Source organism: Streptomyces sp. NPDC015345 (assembly GCF_043078805.1).
In the GTDB taxonomy this organism is placed as follows: Bacteria; Actinomycetota; Actinomycetes; order Streptomycetales; family Streptomycetaceae; genus Streptomyces.
The window spans coordinates 233,816-246,785 of record NZ_JBIBTX010000007.1; the positions used below are offsets into that span (position 1 = coordinate 233,816).

At 70.9% G+C, this 12,970-nt stretch carries 11 protein-coding genes; 8 read left to right on the forward strand and 3 right to left on the reverse strand.

The features are described 5' to 3' along the window. Nucleotides 1-276 precede the first annotated feature (276 nt). From ACF062_RS28055 to ACF062_RS28075, 5 genes are all read left to right on the forward strand, one after another. On the forward strand, nucleotides 277-1,935 hold the full coding sequence (locus tag ACF062_RS28055; protein WP_392142358.1) for an ATP-binding protein: 1,659 nt from the start codon (nucleotides 277-279) through the stop codon (nucleotides 1,933-1,935). Beyond that, complete coding sequence (locus tag ACF062_RS28060) at nucleotides 1,932-2,339, forward strand: roadblock/LC7 domain-containing protein (RefSeq protein ID WP_392142359.1); 408 nt, start codon at nucleotides 1,932-1,934, stop codon at nucleotides 2,337-2,339. Before ACF062_RS28055 ends, ACF062_RS28060 begins: the two co-directional genes overlap by 4 nt. Next, entirely contained in the window at nucleotides 2,336-2,764 is a 429-nt protein-coding gene (locus tag ACF062_RS28065; RefSeq protein ID WP_392142361.1) for a DUF742 domain-containing protein, read from the forward strand. The genes ACF062_RS28060 and ACF062_RS28065 overlap by 4 nt, the downstream gene beginning before the upstream one ends. After that, complete coding sequence (locus ACF062_RS28070) at nucleotides 2,745-3,368, forward strand: ATP/GTP-binding protein (protein ID WP_392142363.1); 624 nt, start codon at nucleotides 2,745-2,747, stop codon at nucleotides 3,366-3,368. The genes ACF062_RS28065 and ACF062_RS28070 overlap by 20 nt, the downstream gene beginning before the upstream one ends. 76 nt (nucleotides 3,369-3,444) lie before the next feature. After that, nucleotides 3,445-4,929, forward strand: a complete 1,485-nt coding sequence (locus ACF062_RS28075; RefSeq protein WP_392142365.1) for a cytochrome P450 — start codon at nucleotides 3,445-3,447, stop codon at nucleotides 4,927-4,929. Here the strand turns inward: ACF062_RS28075 and ACF062_RS28080 are convergent. Further along, a complete protein-coding gene (locus ACF062_RS28080; RefSeq protein ID WP_392142367.1) occupies nucleotides 4,923-5,900 on the reverse strand; it encodes an RluA family pseudouridine synthase in 978 nt (325 codons plus the stop codon). The genes ACF062_RS28075 and ACF062_RS28080 overlap by 7 nt on opposite strands. A gap of 103 nt (nucleotides 5,901-6,003) precedes the next feature. Between ACF062_RS28080 and ACF062_RS28085 the strand changes: the two genes are divergently transcribed. Next, nucleotides 6,004-6,594, forward strand: a complete 591-nt coding sequence (locus tag ACF062_RS28085; protein ID WP_392142369.1) for a GNAT family N-acetyltransferase — start codon at nucleotides 6,004-6,006, stop codon at nucleotides 6,592-6,594. A gap of 569 nt (nucleotides 6,595-7,163) precedes the next feature. On the opposite strand, the gene ACF062_RS28090 is transcribed toward ACF062_RS28085, so the two are convergent. Together ACF062_RS28090 and ACF062_RS28095 are read right to left on the reverse strand one after the other, a co-directional pair. Then, nucleotides 7,164-8,000 (reverse strand): siderophore-interacting protein, encoded by an 837-nt coding sequence (locus tag ACF062_RS28090; RefSeq protein ID WP_392142370.1) that lies wholly within the window; start codon nucleotides 7,998-8,000, stop codon nucleotides 7,164-7,166. Between the two features lie 52 nt (nucleotides 8,001-8,052). Beyond that, a complete protein-coding gene (locus tag ACF062_RS28095) occupies nucleotides 8,053-9,012 on the reverse strand; it encodes a 5'-3' exonuclease H3TH domain-containing protein (RefSeq protein WP_392142689.1) in 960 nt (319 codons plus the stop codon). 197 nt (nucleotides 9,013-9,209) lie between these two features. Between ACF062_RS28095 and ACF062_RS28100 the strand changes: the two genes are divergently transcribed. After that, nucleotides 9,210-10,280 carry a glycine betaine/L-proline ABC transporter ATP-binding protein gene (locus ACF062_RS28100; RefSeq protein WP_392142371.1) on the forward strand — a complete coding sequence of 357 codons (1,071 nt, stop codon included), beginning with the start codon at nucleotides 9,210-9,212 and terminating at the stop codon, nucleotides 10,278-10,280. Continuing rightward, on the forward strand, nucleotides 10,273-12,885 hold the full coding sequence (locus ACF062_RS28105) for an ABC transporter permease/substrate binding protein (protein ID WP_392142373.1): 2,613 nt from the start codon (nucleotides 10,273-10,275) through the stop codon (nucleotides 12,883-12,885). Before ACF062_RS28100 ends, ACF062_RS28105 begins: the two co-directional genes overlap by 8 nt. The last annotated feature ends 85 nt before the right edge of the window (nucleotides 12,886-12,970 follow it).

Sequence of the window (12,970 nt, forward strand, 5' to 3'; positions counted from 1 at the left end):
GTCTCTTCGGTCATTCCGGCTGTTCGAAGGCGTCACGCCATGTGTTCGAATGATCGCCCCGCGTGTAAACGGGCGAGTGTATTCCTGTCGGTGGGGCCCGTGCAGGGGGATGCCGAATATGACTCGGCGATGTTTGCGGCGGACTAAGCTCGCCCGGAGCGCGGCGAGTTGAAGTGAGTTGCGAGGAATTCGCGCGCTTGTTCCCAATTCTTTCGATAGTTCGTTTTCGCTCCCCCCTTCCCCGAGTTCCCCAAGACGAGTGTTCAGAGGGCATACATGGTGAGTGTTCAATCGCCTCCCGGTGGCCGAGAAGTCCCTTATACGCGTGTGCTGTTGCTGCCCGCCATGCTCATGGCCGCGGCGACCGGAGCCGCCGTCGCGGTGGTGACGGAGCCGGCCAGGCCCGCGGTCGGCTGGTGCGGCGCCGTCGCCACGCTCGTGGTCGTCGTGGTCGGCATGGAAGCCGTGCGGCGCGGCAGGACCATCAGGGGCCAGCGCGCACAGTACGCACAGCGGCTCGCCTACCTCGAAGGGCGCATCGCATCCCACGACGACGAGACCGTGCGGCTGGGCCGGGACATCCTGCCCGACGCGCTCTGGCGGCTGCGGCAGGGCGAACCGCCCGCCGACGTGGTCCGCAACGTCGTCGACAAGGACGAGGCCTACCGCGATCTGCCCGACTCCCAGCGCCAGTTGCTCCGGTCGGTCCTGGAGACCCTGGACCACGAGGAAGCGATGCGCGAGTCCGCGCAGCGCGCCTTCGTGAACATCGCCCGGCGCGTCCAGTCGATCGTCCACCAACAGGCCGCGGAACTGCGGGAGATGGAGGAGTTCCACGGCCGCAACCCCGAGGTCTTCGACGACCTCCTGCGCATCGACCACGGCACCGCGCTGATCGGCCGCCTCGCCGACTCCATCGCCGTGCTCGGCGGCGCCCGGCCCGGCCGCCAATGGCCCAACCCCGTACCGCTGTTCAGTGTGTTGCGCGGTGCGATGTCCCGCATCCTCGACTACCCGCGCGTAGAGCTGCACTCGATCGCCGACGTCGCGATCAAGGGCACCTCCGTCGAGCCGCTCATCCACGCCTGCGCCGAGCTCCTCGACAACGCCACCCGCTACTCGCCGCCGCAGACCAAGGTGCACGTCACCGCCGTCGAGGTGCAGACCGGCATCGCCGTCGAGATCGAGGACGGCGGCGTCAGCCTCAGCGAGGAGGCCCGGGCCCGCGCCGAGCGCATGCTGGCGCAGGCCCAGGCCGGCATCGACCTCAACGACCTCGGGGACACCCCGCGCCTCGGCATGGCCGTCGTCGGCCGCCTCTCGCAGATGTACAACATGCAGATCTCCCTGCGGCAGTCCGCCTACGGCGGCGTCCGCGCTGTGCTCATCGTGCCGCGCGACATGATGACCACCGACCCGGCCCCCGGTCTCGCCCACGGCATCGGCGCCTCCGCCGTGCCCCGCGTGGACAACGGCGGACGGCTCATCGAGGAGCCCGTCCGCAACATCCGCCGCAAGAAGCCCCGTGTCGTCACCGCGGGCCCGCCACTGCGCTCCCAGCTCACCGCGACCATGGAGGACGACGTCCCCGAGGTCACCGAGTGGACCGAGAACGGCCTGCCGCAGCGCCGCAGCCGCGTCAAGATGTCCCTCAGCGAGCGGTACGCCAGGGAGGCTGAGGCCCAGCGGATCGCCGAGGCCCACGCCGCCGCGACCGCACAGCCGCCGGCCCCGAAGAAGCAGAAGACCGAACCGGGCCTGTGGATCGAGGCGTTCATGAAGGGCGTCAAGGGCGACGGCACGGGCGACCCCGATCCGTCCGCCCCGCAGGGCACGATCCCCCCGCAGGGCACGACGCCCCCGCAGGGCACCACCCCTCCGCAGGGAACCACCCAGAACAACCACGGCAACGCCGACGAGGGGGGCTGGCAGTGATCCAGCAGCGCGCCAATTTCGACTGGATGCTGAAGGAACTCGCCGACGGGGTGCCGCAGACACGGCAGATCGTGGTGCTCTCCGCCGACGGCCTGCGCATCGCGCGCTACGGCGGCGACCCGGACGCCGCCGACCGCATCGCCGCGGCCTGCGCCGGCCTGCAGAGCCTCGCCGCCGCCGTGGCCACGGAGATCCCGCGCAGCGACGGCGGGATGAAGATGGTCATCATCGAGATCGACGGCGGCTACTTCTACCTCATGGCCGCCGGTGCCGGTGCCTATCTGGCGGTGCTCGCCGACGAGACCGTCGACGCCGGTCTCATCGGCACCCGGATGCGCGACCTCGTCGTACGCATCGGGGCGCATCTGACGAGCCCGCCCCGGCGTGACGGGCAGGCCGTATGACTCCTCCGCAAGGCCCGTCAGCCGGCCCTTCGAACGGGGACCCGCCGTCCCGGCGGGACGCGCCCGACCCGGACGCCCCTCCCCAGCGCGAGCGACGCGGCCCCGACAACCCCGAGCGGCTCTACATCCTGACGGGCGAGGACTCCGAGCGGGCGCCCCTCGACCTCGTCACGCTGATCGTGGCCAACGGCGAGGCGTCCCCCATGGCGCAGCCGGAGCACTCGGCGGTGCTGCGGCTGTGCAGGACGCCGCTCTCCGTCGCCGAACTCTCCGCGTATCTGGCGCTGCCGTTCAGTGTGGTGACCGTGGTCCTGACCGAGTTGCTCGCGGCCGAACTCGTCCAGGCGCGCGCCCCTGTCGTCCGCTCCGCGCTCCCCGACCGATCCCTTCTCGAAGCGGTGATGCATGGACTTCAGAAGCTCTAAGAGCGCCGACACGATCACCGGCCCTCGCAGCGAGGACTTCCTGCCGCACACGGCCGCGGCCGCCGTGAAGGTCGTGATCGTCGGCGGGTTCGGCGTCGGCAAGACGACGATGGTCGGCTCGGTCAGCGAGATCCGCCCGCTGACGACCGAGGAGACGATGACCCAGGCGGGCATCGGCGTCGACGACAACTACGGATCCGAGTCCAAGACGGCCACCACCGTGGCCATGGACTTCGGCCGGATCAGCATCTCCGAAGAACTGGTGCTCTACCTCTTCGGCACCCCCGGCCAGGAGCGCTTCTGGTTCCTGTGGAACGGGCTCTTCGAAGGAGCGCTCGGCGCGGTCGTCCTCATCGACACCCGCCGCCTGGAGGTCAGCTTCGACGTGATCGGGCGTCTGGAGGAGCGCGGGGTGCCGTTCGTCATCGCCGTCAACGACTTCCCGGACGCGCCGCAGCATCCGGTCGAGACCCTGCGCAGGGCGCTTGACCTCGGACCCGGCGTCCCGATCATGGCCTGCGACGCCCGCCGCAGGGAGTCCAGCCGCGACGTCCTGATGACCCTGATGCGCTACCTCCACTCCCTGACCGTGGCCCGCGTCTGACCCGTCCGACGCCAGTGACCCGTCCCTTGCCACCTCTGCCACCCGGAACCCCTTCCGTCAACCCGGAGCGACGACCGTGACGACCCCCTCCCCCTCCTGGCCCGGCACCGACGACCCCGCCGCGCCGCCTCCCGGCTGCCCCGCCCATGGCCTCGGCCTCGGCCCCGGCGGTCTGCGCCGCCTCTACGGCCCCGAGGCGGGCGCCGACCTGGCCGGCCTGTACGAGAAGCTGCGCGCCGAGCACGGCCCGGTCGCCCCCGTGCTTCTCCACAACGACGTGCCGATGTGGGCCGTGCTCGGCCACAGCGAGAACCTCCACATGGTCCGCACGCCCTCGCAGTTCACCCGGGACTCGCGCATCTGGCGCGCGGTGCGGGACGGCAGCGCCGGGGCGGACCACCCGCTCGCCCCCGTCTTCACCTGGCAGCCCATGTGCAGCTTCGTCGAGGGCGACGAGCACCAGCGGCTGCGCGGGGCGGTCACCGGCGCCATGTCGACCATCGACCACCGCGGCGTCCGCCGCCACATCAACCGCTACACGAACCACCTGCTCAACGACTTCTGCGAGAACGGCACGGCCGACCTGGTCAGCCAGTTCGCCGAACACCTGCCGATGATGGTGATGTGCCACGTCCTCGGCATGCCCGAGGAGTACAACGAGCGGATGGTGCAGTCGGCCCGCGACATGATCAAGGGCACCGACACGGCCATCGCCAGCAACGCGTACATCATGGAGGTCCTGATGGGCCTCGTGGCGCGGCGCCGTGTCCAGCCCGAGGAGGACTTCACCACGAGCCTCATCGCGCACCCGGCGCAGCTCACCGACGACGAGGTCGGCGCGCATCTGCGGCTGGTGCTCATCGCCGCGTACGAGGCGACCGCCAACCTCATCGCGAACGTCCTGCGGATGGTCCTGACCGACCCGCGCTTTCGCGCGCAGCTCAGCGGCGGGCAGATGACGGTCCCCGAGGCGGTCGAGCAGTCCCTGTGGGACGAGCCGCCGTTCAGCGCCATGATCGGCTACTTCGCCAAGCAGGACACCGAGCTCGGCGGCCAGCGGATCCGGGCGGGCGACGGCCTGATCCTCGGCATCGCGCCGGGCAACGTCGACCCCGTCGTACGCCCCGACCTCGCCGCCAACATGCGGGGCAACCGCTCACACCTCGCGTTCAGCGGCGGGCCCCACGAGTGCCCGGGGCAGGACATCGGCCGGGCCATCGCCGACACCGGTGTCGACGCCCTCCTGATGCGCCTGCCGGACGTCGAACTGGACATCGACGAACGGGACTTGAGGTGGACGTCGTCGATTCTCTCGCGGCATCTGGTGGAGCTTCCGGTGCGGTTCGCGCCGCGCCCCCCGCAGGACGTCATGGCCCGGCCGTCGGCGCAGGTGCCTAGGCCCCGCACGGACTGGCAGATCTCCACGCCGCCGCGGCAGCCGCAGCCGGCCGTCGCCCGGGCCCCGCGGCCGCAGGTCGCCCCGGCGGCGGCGCCCGCGCCCGAGCCGGTCCAGGCGCAGGGGGCATGGCGGCGTTTCGTCACCTGGTGGCGCGGCTACTGAGCCGGGGCCGCGCGGCCACCGTGCGGCGGTTGGTTCCAGTCGTCGTACGCCGACCACGCGCCCAGCGTCCGCCCGCTCGTGAAGCGGTGCCGGGCGCCCGTGACCGGATCCGTGAACTCCAGGTCGCGTGCGAGGAGTTGCAGGGGCCGCCGGAAGTCGTCCGGCGCCGCGGGTCCGGTCACCACCGGGTAGAGCGGGTCGCCGAGGATCGGCAGGCCGAGCGCGTTCATGTGGACGCGCAGTTGGTGGGTGCGGCCGGTGCGCGGGGTCAGGCGGTAGCGGCCGAGGGCGCCGCGGTGCTCGATGAGCTCGACGTGGCTCTCGCTGTTCGGCTCGGCGCCCTCGACCTCGTATGCCGCGATGCGTCCGCGCTCCTTCTCGATGTGGCTGCGGACGGTGCGGGGGAGCGGCACGTGCGGGTCGTAGGGTGCCACCGCCTCGTACTCCTTGTGTACGAGGCGGTCGCGGAACAGCGTCTGGTAGGCGCCGCGTTCCTCGGGCCGCACGGTGAACAGGAGCAGCCCGGCGGTCAGCCGGTCCAGGCGGTGGGCCGCACTCAGCGTCGGGACGCCGAGCTGTACGCGTAGCCTGGCGAGGGCGGTCTGCGCGACGTGGCCGCCGCGCGGCATGGTGGCGAGGAAGTGCGGCTTGTCCACCACCACGATGTGCTCGTCGCGGTGGACGACGTCGAGGTCGAACGGCACGGTCACCTCCGGCGGCAGGTCCCGGTGGAACCACACGAAGGCGCCCGGTGCGTACGGGGCGTCCGGCGCGACCGGTGTGCCGTCCGCGCCGACGATCTCGCCGCCGCGCAGCATCGCGTCGATGACCCCGGGGCCGGCCGCGAGCCGCTCCACCAGATGGTCGCGGACGGTCGGCCACGCCCCGTCGGGCGGCAGCCTGACCCTGACGGGATCGACGCCGTCGCGCTGGGGCAGCGGGGCGGGAGGAATGCGGGGCTTGCGTCTCATCAGGAGGTCAGCGTACGGGGCGCCGCAGGTCAGGGCGGTGCGTCGACCGCCGGGGCCCGAAAACCAGTGCCGTCACGTGTGCCGCCGCTGCCACGATGAGGCCATGCCCTACCTGATCTCCGACGTAGTCGCCCCCGGCGCCCTCGCCTGCCGGCAGCAGCCGAAGCTCCCCGTCCCCGACGGCGGCCTGGTCCTGCGACCCTGGGCGCCCTCCGACGCACCCGCCGTGTACGAGGCGTTCCAGGACCCCGTGCTCCAGCGCTGGCACGCCCGTGTGGCCGACTCCGAGAGTGAGGCGCGCGACTGGATCGAGGACTGGCGCGCGGCCTGGGCCGGTGAACGGGCCGCGCACTGGGCGATCGCCGACGCCGCCACGGACCGGCTCGTCGGACGGATCGCCCTGCGGATGATCGAGCTCCCCGACGGTCAGGCCGAGGTCGCCTACTGGACCGTGCCGTGGGCACGCGGACGCGGCGTCGCCCCGCGCGCCGTCGAGACCCTCGCGCGCTGGTCCTTCGACGAAGTGGGCCTGCACCGCCTGGAGTTGACACACGCGACGGCCAACGAGGCATCGTGCCGCGTGGCCCTGAAGACCGGCTTCCCCGCGGAGGGAACCAAGCGCAGCGCGGTACTGCACGCGGACGGCTGGCATGACATGCATCTGCATGCGCGGGTCGCGGAGGCCTCCCTTTGAGCTAGGGGGAGTTGGGCGCCCCTGAAGGGGGCGCGGGGAACGGCGCGAGGACGGACCGCGACCGGCAGTCGGCCACGGACATCGGCCCCTACGGCGGCTGCCCGGCCGGCCCGGCGGCGAGCGCAGCGCCCCTGAAGGGGGCGCGGGGAACGGCGCGAGGACGGACCACGACCGGCGGTCGCCCACGGACATCGGCCCCTACGGCGGCTGCCCGGCCGACCCGGCGGCGAGCGCAGCGCCCCTGAAGGGGGGGCGCGGGGAACGGCGCGAGGACGGACCGCGACCGGCGGTCGCCCACGGACATCGGCCCCTACGGCGGCTGCCCGGCCGACCCGGCGGCGAGCGCAGCGCCCCTAAAGGGGGGCGCGGGGAACGGCGCGAGGACGGACCACGACCGGCGGTCGCCCACGGACATCGGCCCCAACGGCGGTTGCCCGGCCGGCCCGGCGGCGAGCGCAGCGCCCCTGAAGGGGGGCGCGGGGAACGGCGCGAGGACGGACCACGACCGGCAGTCACGCCACGGACATCAACCCCAACGGCGGCCAGCGGCCCGGCGGCCAGCGCAGCGCCTACGCCCCGTTCTCCTGCTCCGCCTCCACCCGCGCGTTCCACTCCCGCTTCGACGCCTGCCAGCCGTCCTCGTTGTGCCCGAGGCGCCAGTACCCGGAGATCGACAGGCGCTCACGCGGGATCTCGCGCTCGACGCGGAGGTAGCGGCGCAGCTCCTTCACGAAGCCCGCCTCGCCGTGGACGAAGGCGTGGACGTCACCCGGAGGGAACTCCAGGGAGCGCACGGCCTCGGTCAGGGCCTGGCCCACCGGTCGGCCGTCGCGGTGCAGCCAGACGACGTCGGCGTCCGTGAGGATCTTCTGCTCCTCCTTGGGCCCCTCGACCTCCACGAAGATCCGGGCGACCGCGCCTTCGGGGAGCACCTCGGCCGCGGCGGCGATCGCGGGCAGGGCGCTCTCGTCACCGGCGAGCAGATGCCAGTCGGCGGCCGGGTCCGGGGCGTAGCCGCCGCCGGGGCCGAGGAAGCGGATCGTGGTGCCCGCCTCGGCCTCGCGCGCCCAGGGCCCCGCGAGGCCCTCGTCGCCGTGGATCACGAAGTCGAGCGCCAGCTCGCGGGCCTCGGGGTTCCACCAGCGCACCGTGTACGTCCGGGTGACCGGCCACTGGTCGCGCGGGAACTCCTCGCGGACGCGCTGTATGTCGAAGGGCTCCGGATAGGTGACACCCTCGGCGTCGAAGAGCAACTTCACATAGTGGTCGGTGCACTCGCCCGCGCTGAATTCGGCGAGTCCCTCGCCGCCGAGCACCACGCGCTGCATGTGCGGGGTCAGCCGCTCCGTGCGCACGACCCGCCCCACGTGGGTCTTCGGTGCCTTGCGTGCAGGACGTTCTGCCATGGCGACGGCCTCCCCTGATCTTCAGATACTTAGGCTTACCTAAGCTAACACCTCAGGTCTGGAGAGTGGTGAGAAGCCGCTGGAGCGAGCCGCCCAGGTTCCAGCGCCGCGCCAGCTCGTCGAGCCCCGCCGGGTCGCGCGGCACGCGGGGCAGCGCCACGTCGACCTCGGGCAGCGGTACGTCTGCGGCGACCCGGACGACCTTCGGGGCGACCGCCACGTACGCCCTCGACTCGTCGAGCCGCCTGCGCTGCGATGGGGTGAGCTTCGACTTCGGGTCGTCGACTGCGGCCATGATCCCGGCCAGGTCGCCGAAGGCGTCGAGGAGCTTGGCCGCCGTCTTCTCGCCGATGCCGGGCACGCCGGGCAGCCCGTCGCTCGGGTCGCCGCGCAGCAGCGCGAGATCGACGTAGCCCGGGCCGTCCACCCCGTACTTCTCGCGCAGCCAGGCCTCGTCCGTGACCTGGAGCGTGCCGACGCCCTTCAGGGGATAGAGGACGCGGATACCGCGCTCGTCGTCGACCAGTTGGTAGAGGTCGCGGTCGCCGGTGACGATGTCCACCGGGCCCGCGGCGCGCGTCGCGAAGGTGCCGATCACGTCGTCGGCCTCGTACGCCGGCACGCCCACGCGCGCGATGCCGAGCGCGTCGAGGACCGCCTCGATGACCGGGACCTGCGGGGAGAGGGTGTCCGGGATCTCCTCGGCGTCCGGGCCCTGCGCGGTCTCCTCGGCCACGCGGTGCGCCTTGTACGAGGGGATGAGCTCGACGCGCCAGTGCGGGCGCCAGTCAGCGTCCATGCAGGCGACCAGGTCGTCCGGGCGGTGGTCCTGGACGAGGCGGGCGATGAAGTCGAGCAGCCCGCGCACGGCGTTGACCGACGTGCCGTCCGGGGCCTTCACGGAGTCGGGGACCCCGAAGTAGGCCCGGAAGTAGAGGGACGCCGTGTCGAGCAGCATGAGCCGTCGTGTTCGCTGAGTCACGGTGGGCATCATGCCGCACGCCACCGACATCCTTCCCGGACTCGGGGCGGTGGAAGTGAGCTGGGTCACTCTTGAGTTTGGTTCGCGTGACTGGGGGAAGGCGCGCCGCCGGAGCACGCCCCGTCGAGAATTCAACATTTCGACCGGGCAAGTGGGCAGAGGCCACGGCGCTCCACGGCCCGCCGGCGGGGGAGGCGGGCCGTCTTGGTTCGACCCGAGAGGTGTATGTGTCCAGGCTGCAAGCCGAGCACTTGTACAAGGTGTTCGGCAGACGACCCGCTGACGCGGTGGAGCGACTCCGCCACGGAGCCGACCGTGAGGAGCTGCGCGCCGACGGCACCACCGCCGCCGTGATCGACGCTTCCTTCGAGGTCGAGCCGGGCCAGATCTTCGTCGTCATGGGTCTCTCCGGATCCGGCAAGTCCACGTTGCTGCGCATGCTCAACGGGCTGTCGGAGCCGACGGCCGGTCACGTCCGCTTCGACGGTCAGGACCTCACCGAGCTGAACGCGCGCGAGATGCGCGAGGTGCGCTCCAAGAAGATCAGCATGGTCTTCCAGCACTTCGCGCTCTTCCCGCACCGCAGCGTCCTGGAGAACGCCGGCTACGGCCTGGAGGTGCAGGGCGTCCCGCGCGCCGAGCGTGAGCGGCGCGCCACCGAGGCGCTGGAGCTCGCCGGGCTCAAGGGCTGGGAGAAGTCCTGGCCCGACGAGCTGTCCGGCGGCATGCAGCAGCGCGTGGGCCTGGCCCGCGCGCTCGCCACCGACGCTGACCTGCTCCTCATGGACGAGTCGTTCAGCGCGCTCGACCCGCTGATCCGCCGCGACATGCAGGACCAGCTGCTCGAACTCCAGAAGCGGCTGAAGAAGACCATCGTCTTCATCACCCACGACCTGAACGAGGCCATGCGCCTGGGCGACCAGATCGCCGTCATGCGCGACGGCCGCATCGTCCAGATCGGCAACGCCGAGGACATCCTCGTCACCCCGGCCAACGACTACGTCGCCGCGTTCACGCGGGACGTCGACCGCGCCCGGGTGCTCACCGCCGGCGCGATCATGGCCGAACCGGCCAGTGATTTCGTCCAGGCCGACGCCCCCGCCACGGTCACCGCGGACACCCCGATCATCGAGCTGTTCACGCCCTGCTCCACCAGCGGTGTGGCGGTCGCCGTGACCGACGCGGACGGCAAGCTCATCGGCGTCGTGCCGCGGGCCCGGCTGCTCGCCGTACTCGGCGAGCCGATGGCTCCCGAGGACGAGCCGCAGGAGAGCAAGAAGGTGGTCAGCGGTGCCTAGGATTCCGTTCGGCGAGTGGGTCAACGACGCCGTCGACTGGCTGCTCAGCCACATGGCCTGGCTGTTCGACTTCCTCCAGACCGTCTTCCAGGGCGCCTACGACGGCATAGCCGACGTGCTCCAGGCGCCCGAGCCGCTGCTCCTCGCGGGCATCTTCGCCGTCATCGCCTTCTGGCTGCGCGGCGTGGTCGCCGGTGTGCTGACGTTCGCGGGCTTCGCGTTCATCATCTCGCTGGAACTGTGGGACCACGCGATGATGACGCTGGCCCTGGTGCTCGTCTCGACGATCATCGCGCTGCTCATCTCCGTGCCCGTGGGCATCTGGGCGGCGCGCTCCAGCACGGTCAGCGGCATCGTCCGCCCCGTGCTCGACTTCATGCAGACGCTGCCGGCGATGATCTACCTCATCCCCGCCATCCTCTTCTTCGGGATGGGCGCCCCCGCGGGCATCGTCGCCACCCTGATCTTCGCCCTGGCACCCGGCGTCCGCATGACGGAGCTGGGCATCCGCCAGGTCGACAAGGAACTGGTCGAGGCCGCGGACGCGTTCGGCACCACGCCGCGCAACATCCTGCTGCGCATCCAGCTGCCCCTCGCCCTCCCCACGATCATGGCCGGTGTCAACCAGGTCATCATGCTGGGCCTGTCCATGGCCGCGATCGCGGGCATGGTCGGCACCGAGGGCCTGGGCGCCGACGTCAACGAGGCCATCGGCCAGCTCAACGTGGGCCTCGGCTCCGAGGCGGGCGTCGCGATCGTCATCCTGGCGATCTACCTGGACCGGATGACCAGCTCGCTGGGCACCCAGGTCTCCCCGCTGGGCCGCCGCGCCGTCGCCAAGCTGCGCGCCGCGCGGGGCCTGAACATCTGGACCTACCGCCCCCAGGCCGCGGTCGCGGTCGTCGGCGTGGTCGTCCTCGCGCTCGTCGCGGGCGGCATGGGCGTCTTCGGCGGCTCGAAATCGGACGAGGCCGCCGCGGACACCGAGAACATCGGCCAGGGCAAGCAGATCAACATCGGCTACATCCCCTGGGACGAGGGCGTGGCCTCCACCTTCCTCTGGAAGGAGATCCTGGAGCAGCGGGGCTTCAAGCCGCAGACCAAGCAGCTGGAGGCCGGTCCGCTCTACACCTCGCTGGCCCAGGGCAGCGTCGACTTCCAGACGGACTCCTGGCTGCCGACGACGCACGCCGCGTACTGGAAGAAGTACGGCGACAAGCTGGAGGACATGGGCGCGTGGTTCGGCCCGACCTCGCTGGAGCTGTCCGTGCCCTCGTATGTGAAGGGCGTCGACTCCCTGGCGGACCTCAAGGGCAAGAGCGGCACGTTCAAGGGCAAGATCGTCGGCATCGAGTCGAGCGCCGGAATGATGGGGCTGCTCAAGGACAAGGTGCTGAAGGAGTACGGCCTCGACAAGGAGTACAAGGTCGTCGACGGCTCCACGCCCGCGATGCTCGCCGAGCTCAAGCGCGCGTACGCCAAGAAGGAACCGATCGTCACGACGCTCTGGTCGCCGCACTGGGCGTACAGCGACTTCGACCTGAAGAAGCTCAAGGACCCGAAGGGTGCCTGGGGCAAGGGCGACGGCGTGCACACGCTGGCGCGCAAGGGCTTCTCCGACGAGAACCCCCAGGTCGCCAAGTGGCTGAAGGACTTCAAGATGAGCGAGAAGCAGCTCACGGGTCTCGAGGCGGAGATCAACAAGGCGGGCAAGGGCAAGCAGCAGGAAGCCGTCCGTGCCTGGCTGAAGAAGAACCCGGGTGTCGTCGACAAGCTGGCCCCGCTGCCCGAGACGTCCACCCCCGCTGAGGCGAAGCGTCCGCTGAACGCCGCGTACTTCGCGTGGGACGAGAACATCGCCGTCACGAATCTCTGGAAGCGTGTCCTGGAGAAGCGCGGCTACAAGATGAAGCTGACGCCGTCCGACGTCGGCCCCGTCTACACCGCGCTCGCCCAGGGCGACCTCGACCTGGACCTCGACGCCTGGCTGCCGACGGCCCAGAAGCAGTACTGGGAGAAGAACAAGGCGAACCTCAAGGACCTGGGCTCCTGGTACAGCCCGACGTCGCTGGAGATCGCCGTCCCGTCCTACGTCAAGGACGTGAAGTCGCTGGCGGACCTCAAGGGCAAGGGCGACAAGTTCAAGGGCAAGATCATCGGCATCGAGCCCGGCACGGGCGTGATGACGGCGCTCAAGGACAAGGTCCTGCCCGGCTACGGCCTCGACAAGGAGTACAAGATCGTCTCCGGTTCGACGCCCGCGATGCTCTCCGAGCTGAAGTCGGCGTACGCCAAGAAGGAGCCGGTCGCGGTCCTGCTCTGGTCGCCGCACTGGGCGTACAACGAGTACGAGCTGACCAAGCTGAAGGACCCCAAGGTCGCCTTCGGTAAGGGCGACACGATCCGCACGATCTCCAGCAAGGAGTTCCCGGAGCAGTACCCGCGGCTCACGAAGTGGCTCAAGGACTTCAAGATGAGCGAGCCGCAGCTGGCCAGCCTGGAGAACGAGATCAACAAGGCGGGCAAGGGCAATGAGCCCGAGGCCGTCGACGCCTGGCTGAAGAAGAACCCGGGCTTCGAGGAGAAGATGACCTCCGCGAAGTAGCACGGCCGGTGTCTCCCGAGGGGTGGGCCTCGCCTTGTGGCGAAGCCCACCCCTCGGGGCGTTCCGGCGGGGGGCCGGGGTCCTT

Coding starts and splice junctions, on each gene's coding strand:
- ACF062_RS28055 (WP_392142358.1), top strand. CDS start 277: ATGGTGAGTGTTCAATCGCCTCCCGGTGGCCGAGAAGTCCCTTATACG.
- ACF062_RS28065 (WP_392142361.1), top strand. CDS start 2,336: ATGACTCCTCCGCAAGGCCCGTCAGCCGGCCCTTCGAACGGGGACCCG.
- ACF062_RS28070 (WP_392142363.1), top strand. CDS start 2,745: ATGGACTTCAGAAGCTCTAAGAGCGCCGACACGATCACCGGCCCTCGC.
- ACF062_RS28080 (WP_392142367.1), bottom strand. CDS start 5,900: ATGAGACGCAAGCCCCGCATTCCTCCCGCCCCGCTGCCCCAGCGCGAC.
- ACF062_RS28085 (WP_392142369.1), top strand. CDS start 6,004: ATGCCCTACCTGATCTCCGACGTAGTCGCCCCCGGCGCCCTCGCCTGC.
- ACF062_RS28090 (WP_392142370.1), bottom strand. CDS start 8,000: ATGGCAGAACGTCCTGCACGCAAGGCACCGAAGACCCACGTGGGGCGG.
- ACF062_RS28095 (WP_392142689.1), bottom strand. CDS start 9,012: ATGTCGGTGGCGTGCGGCATGATGCCCACCGTGACTCAGCGAACACGA.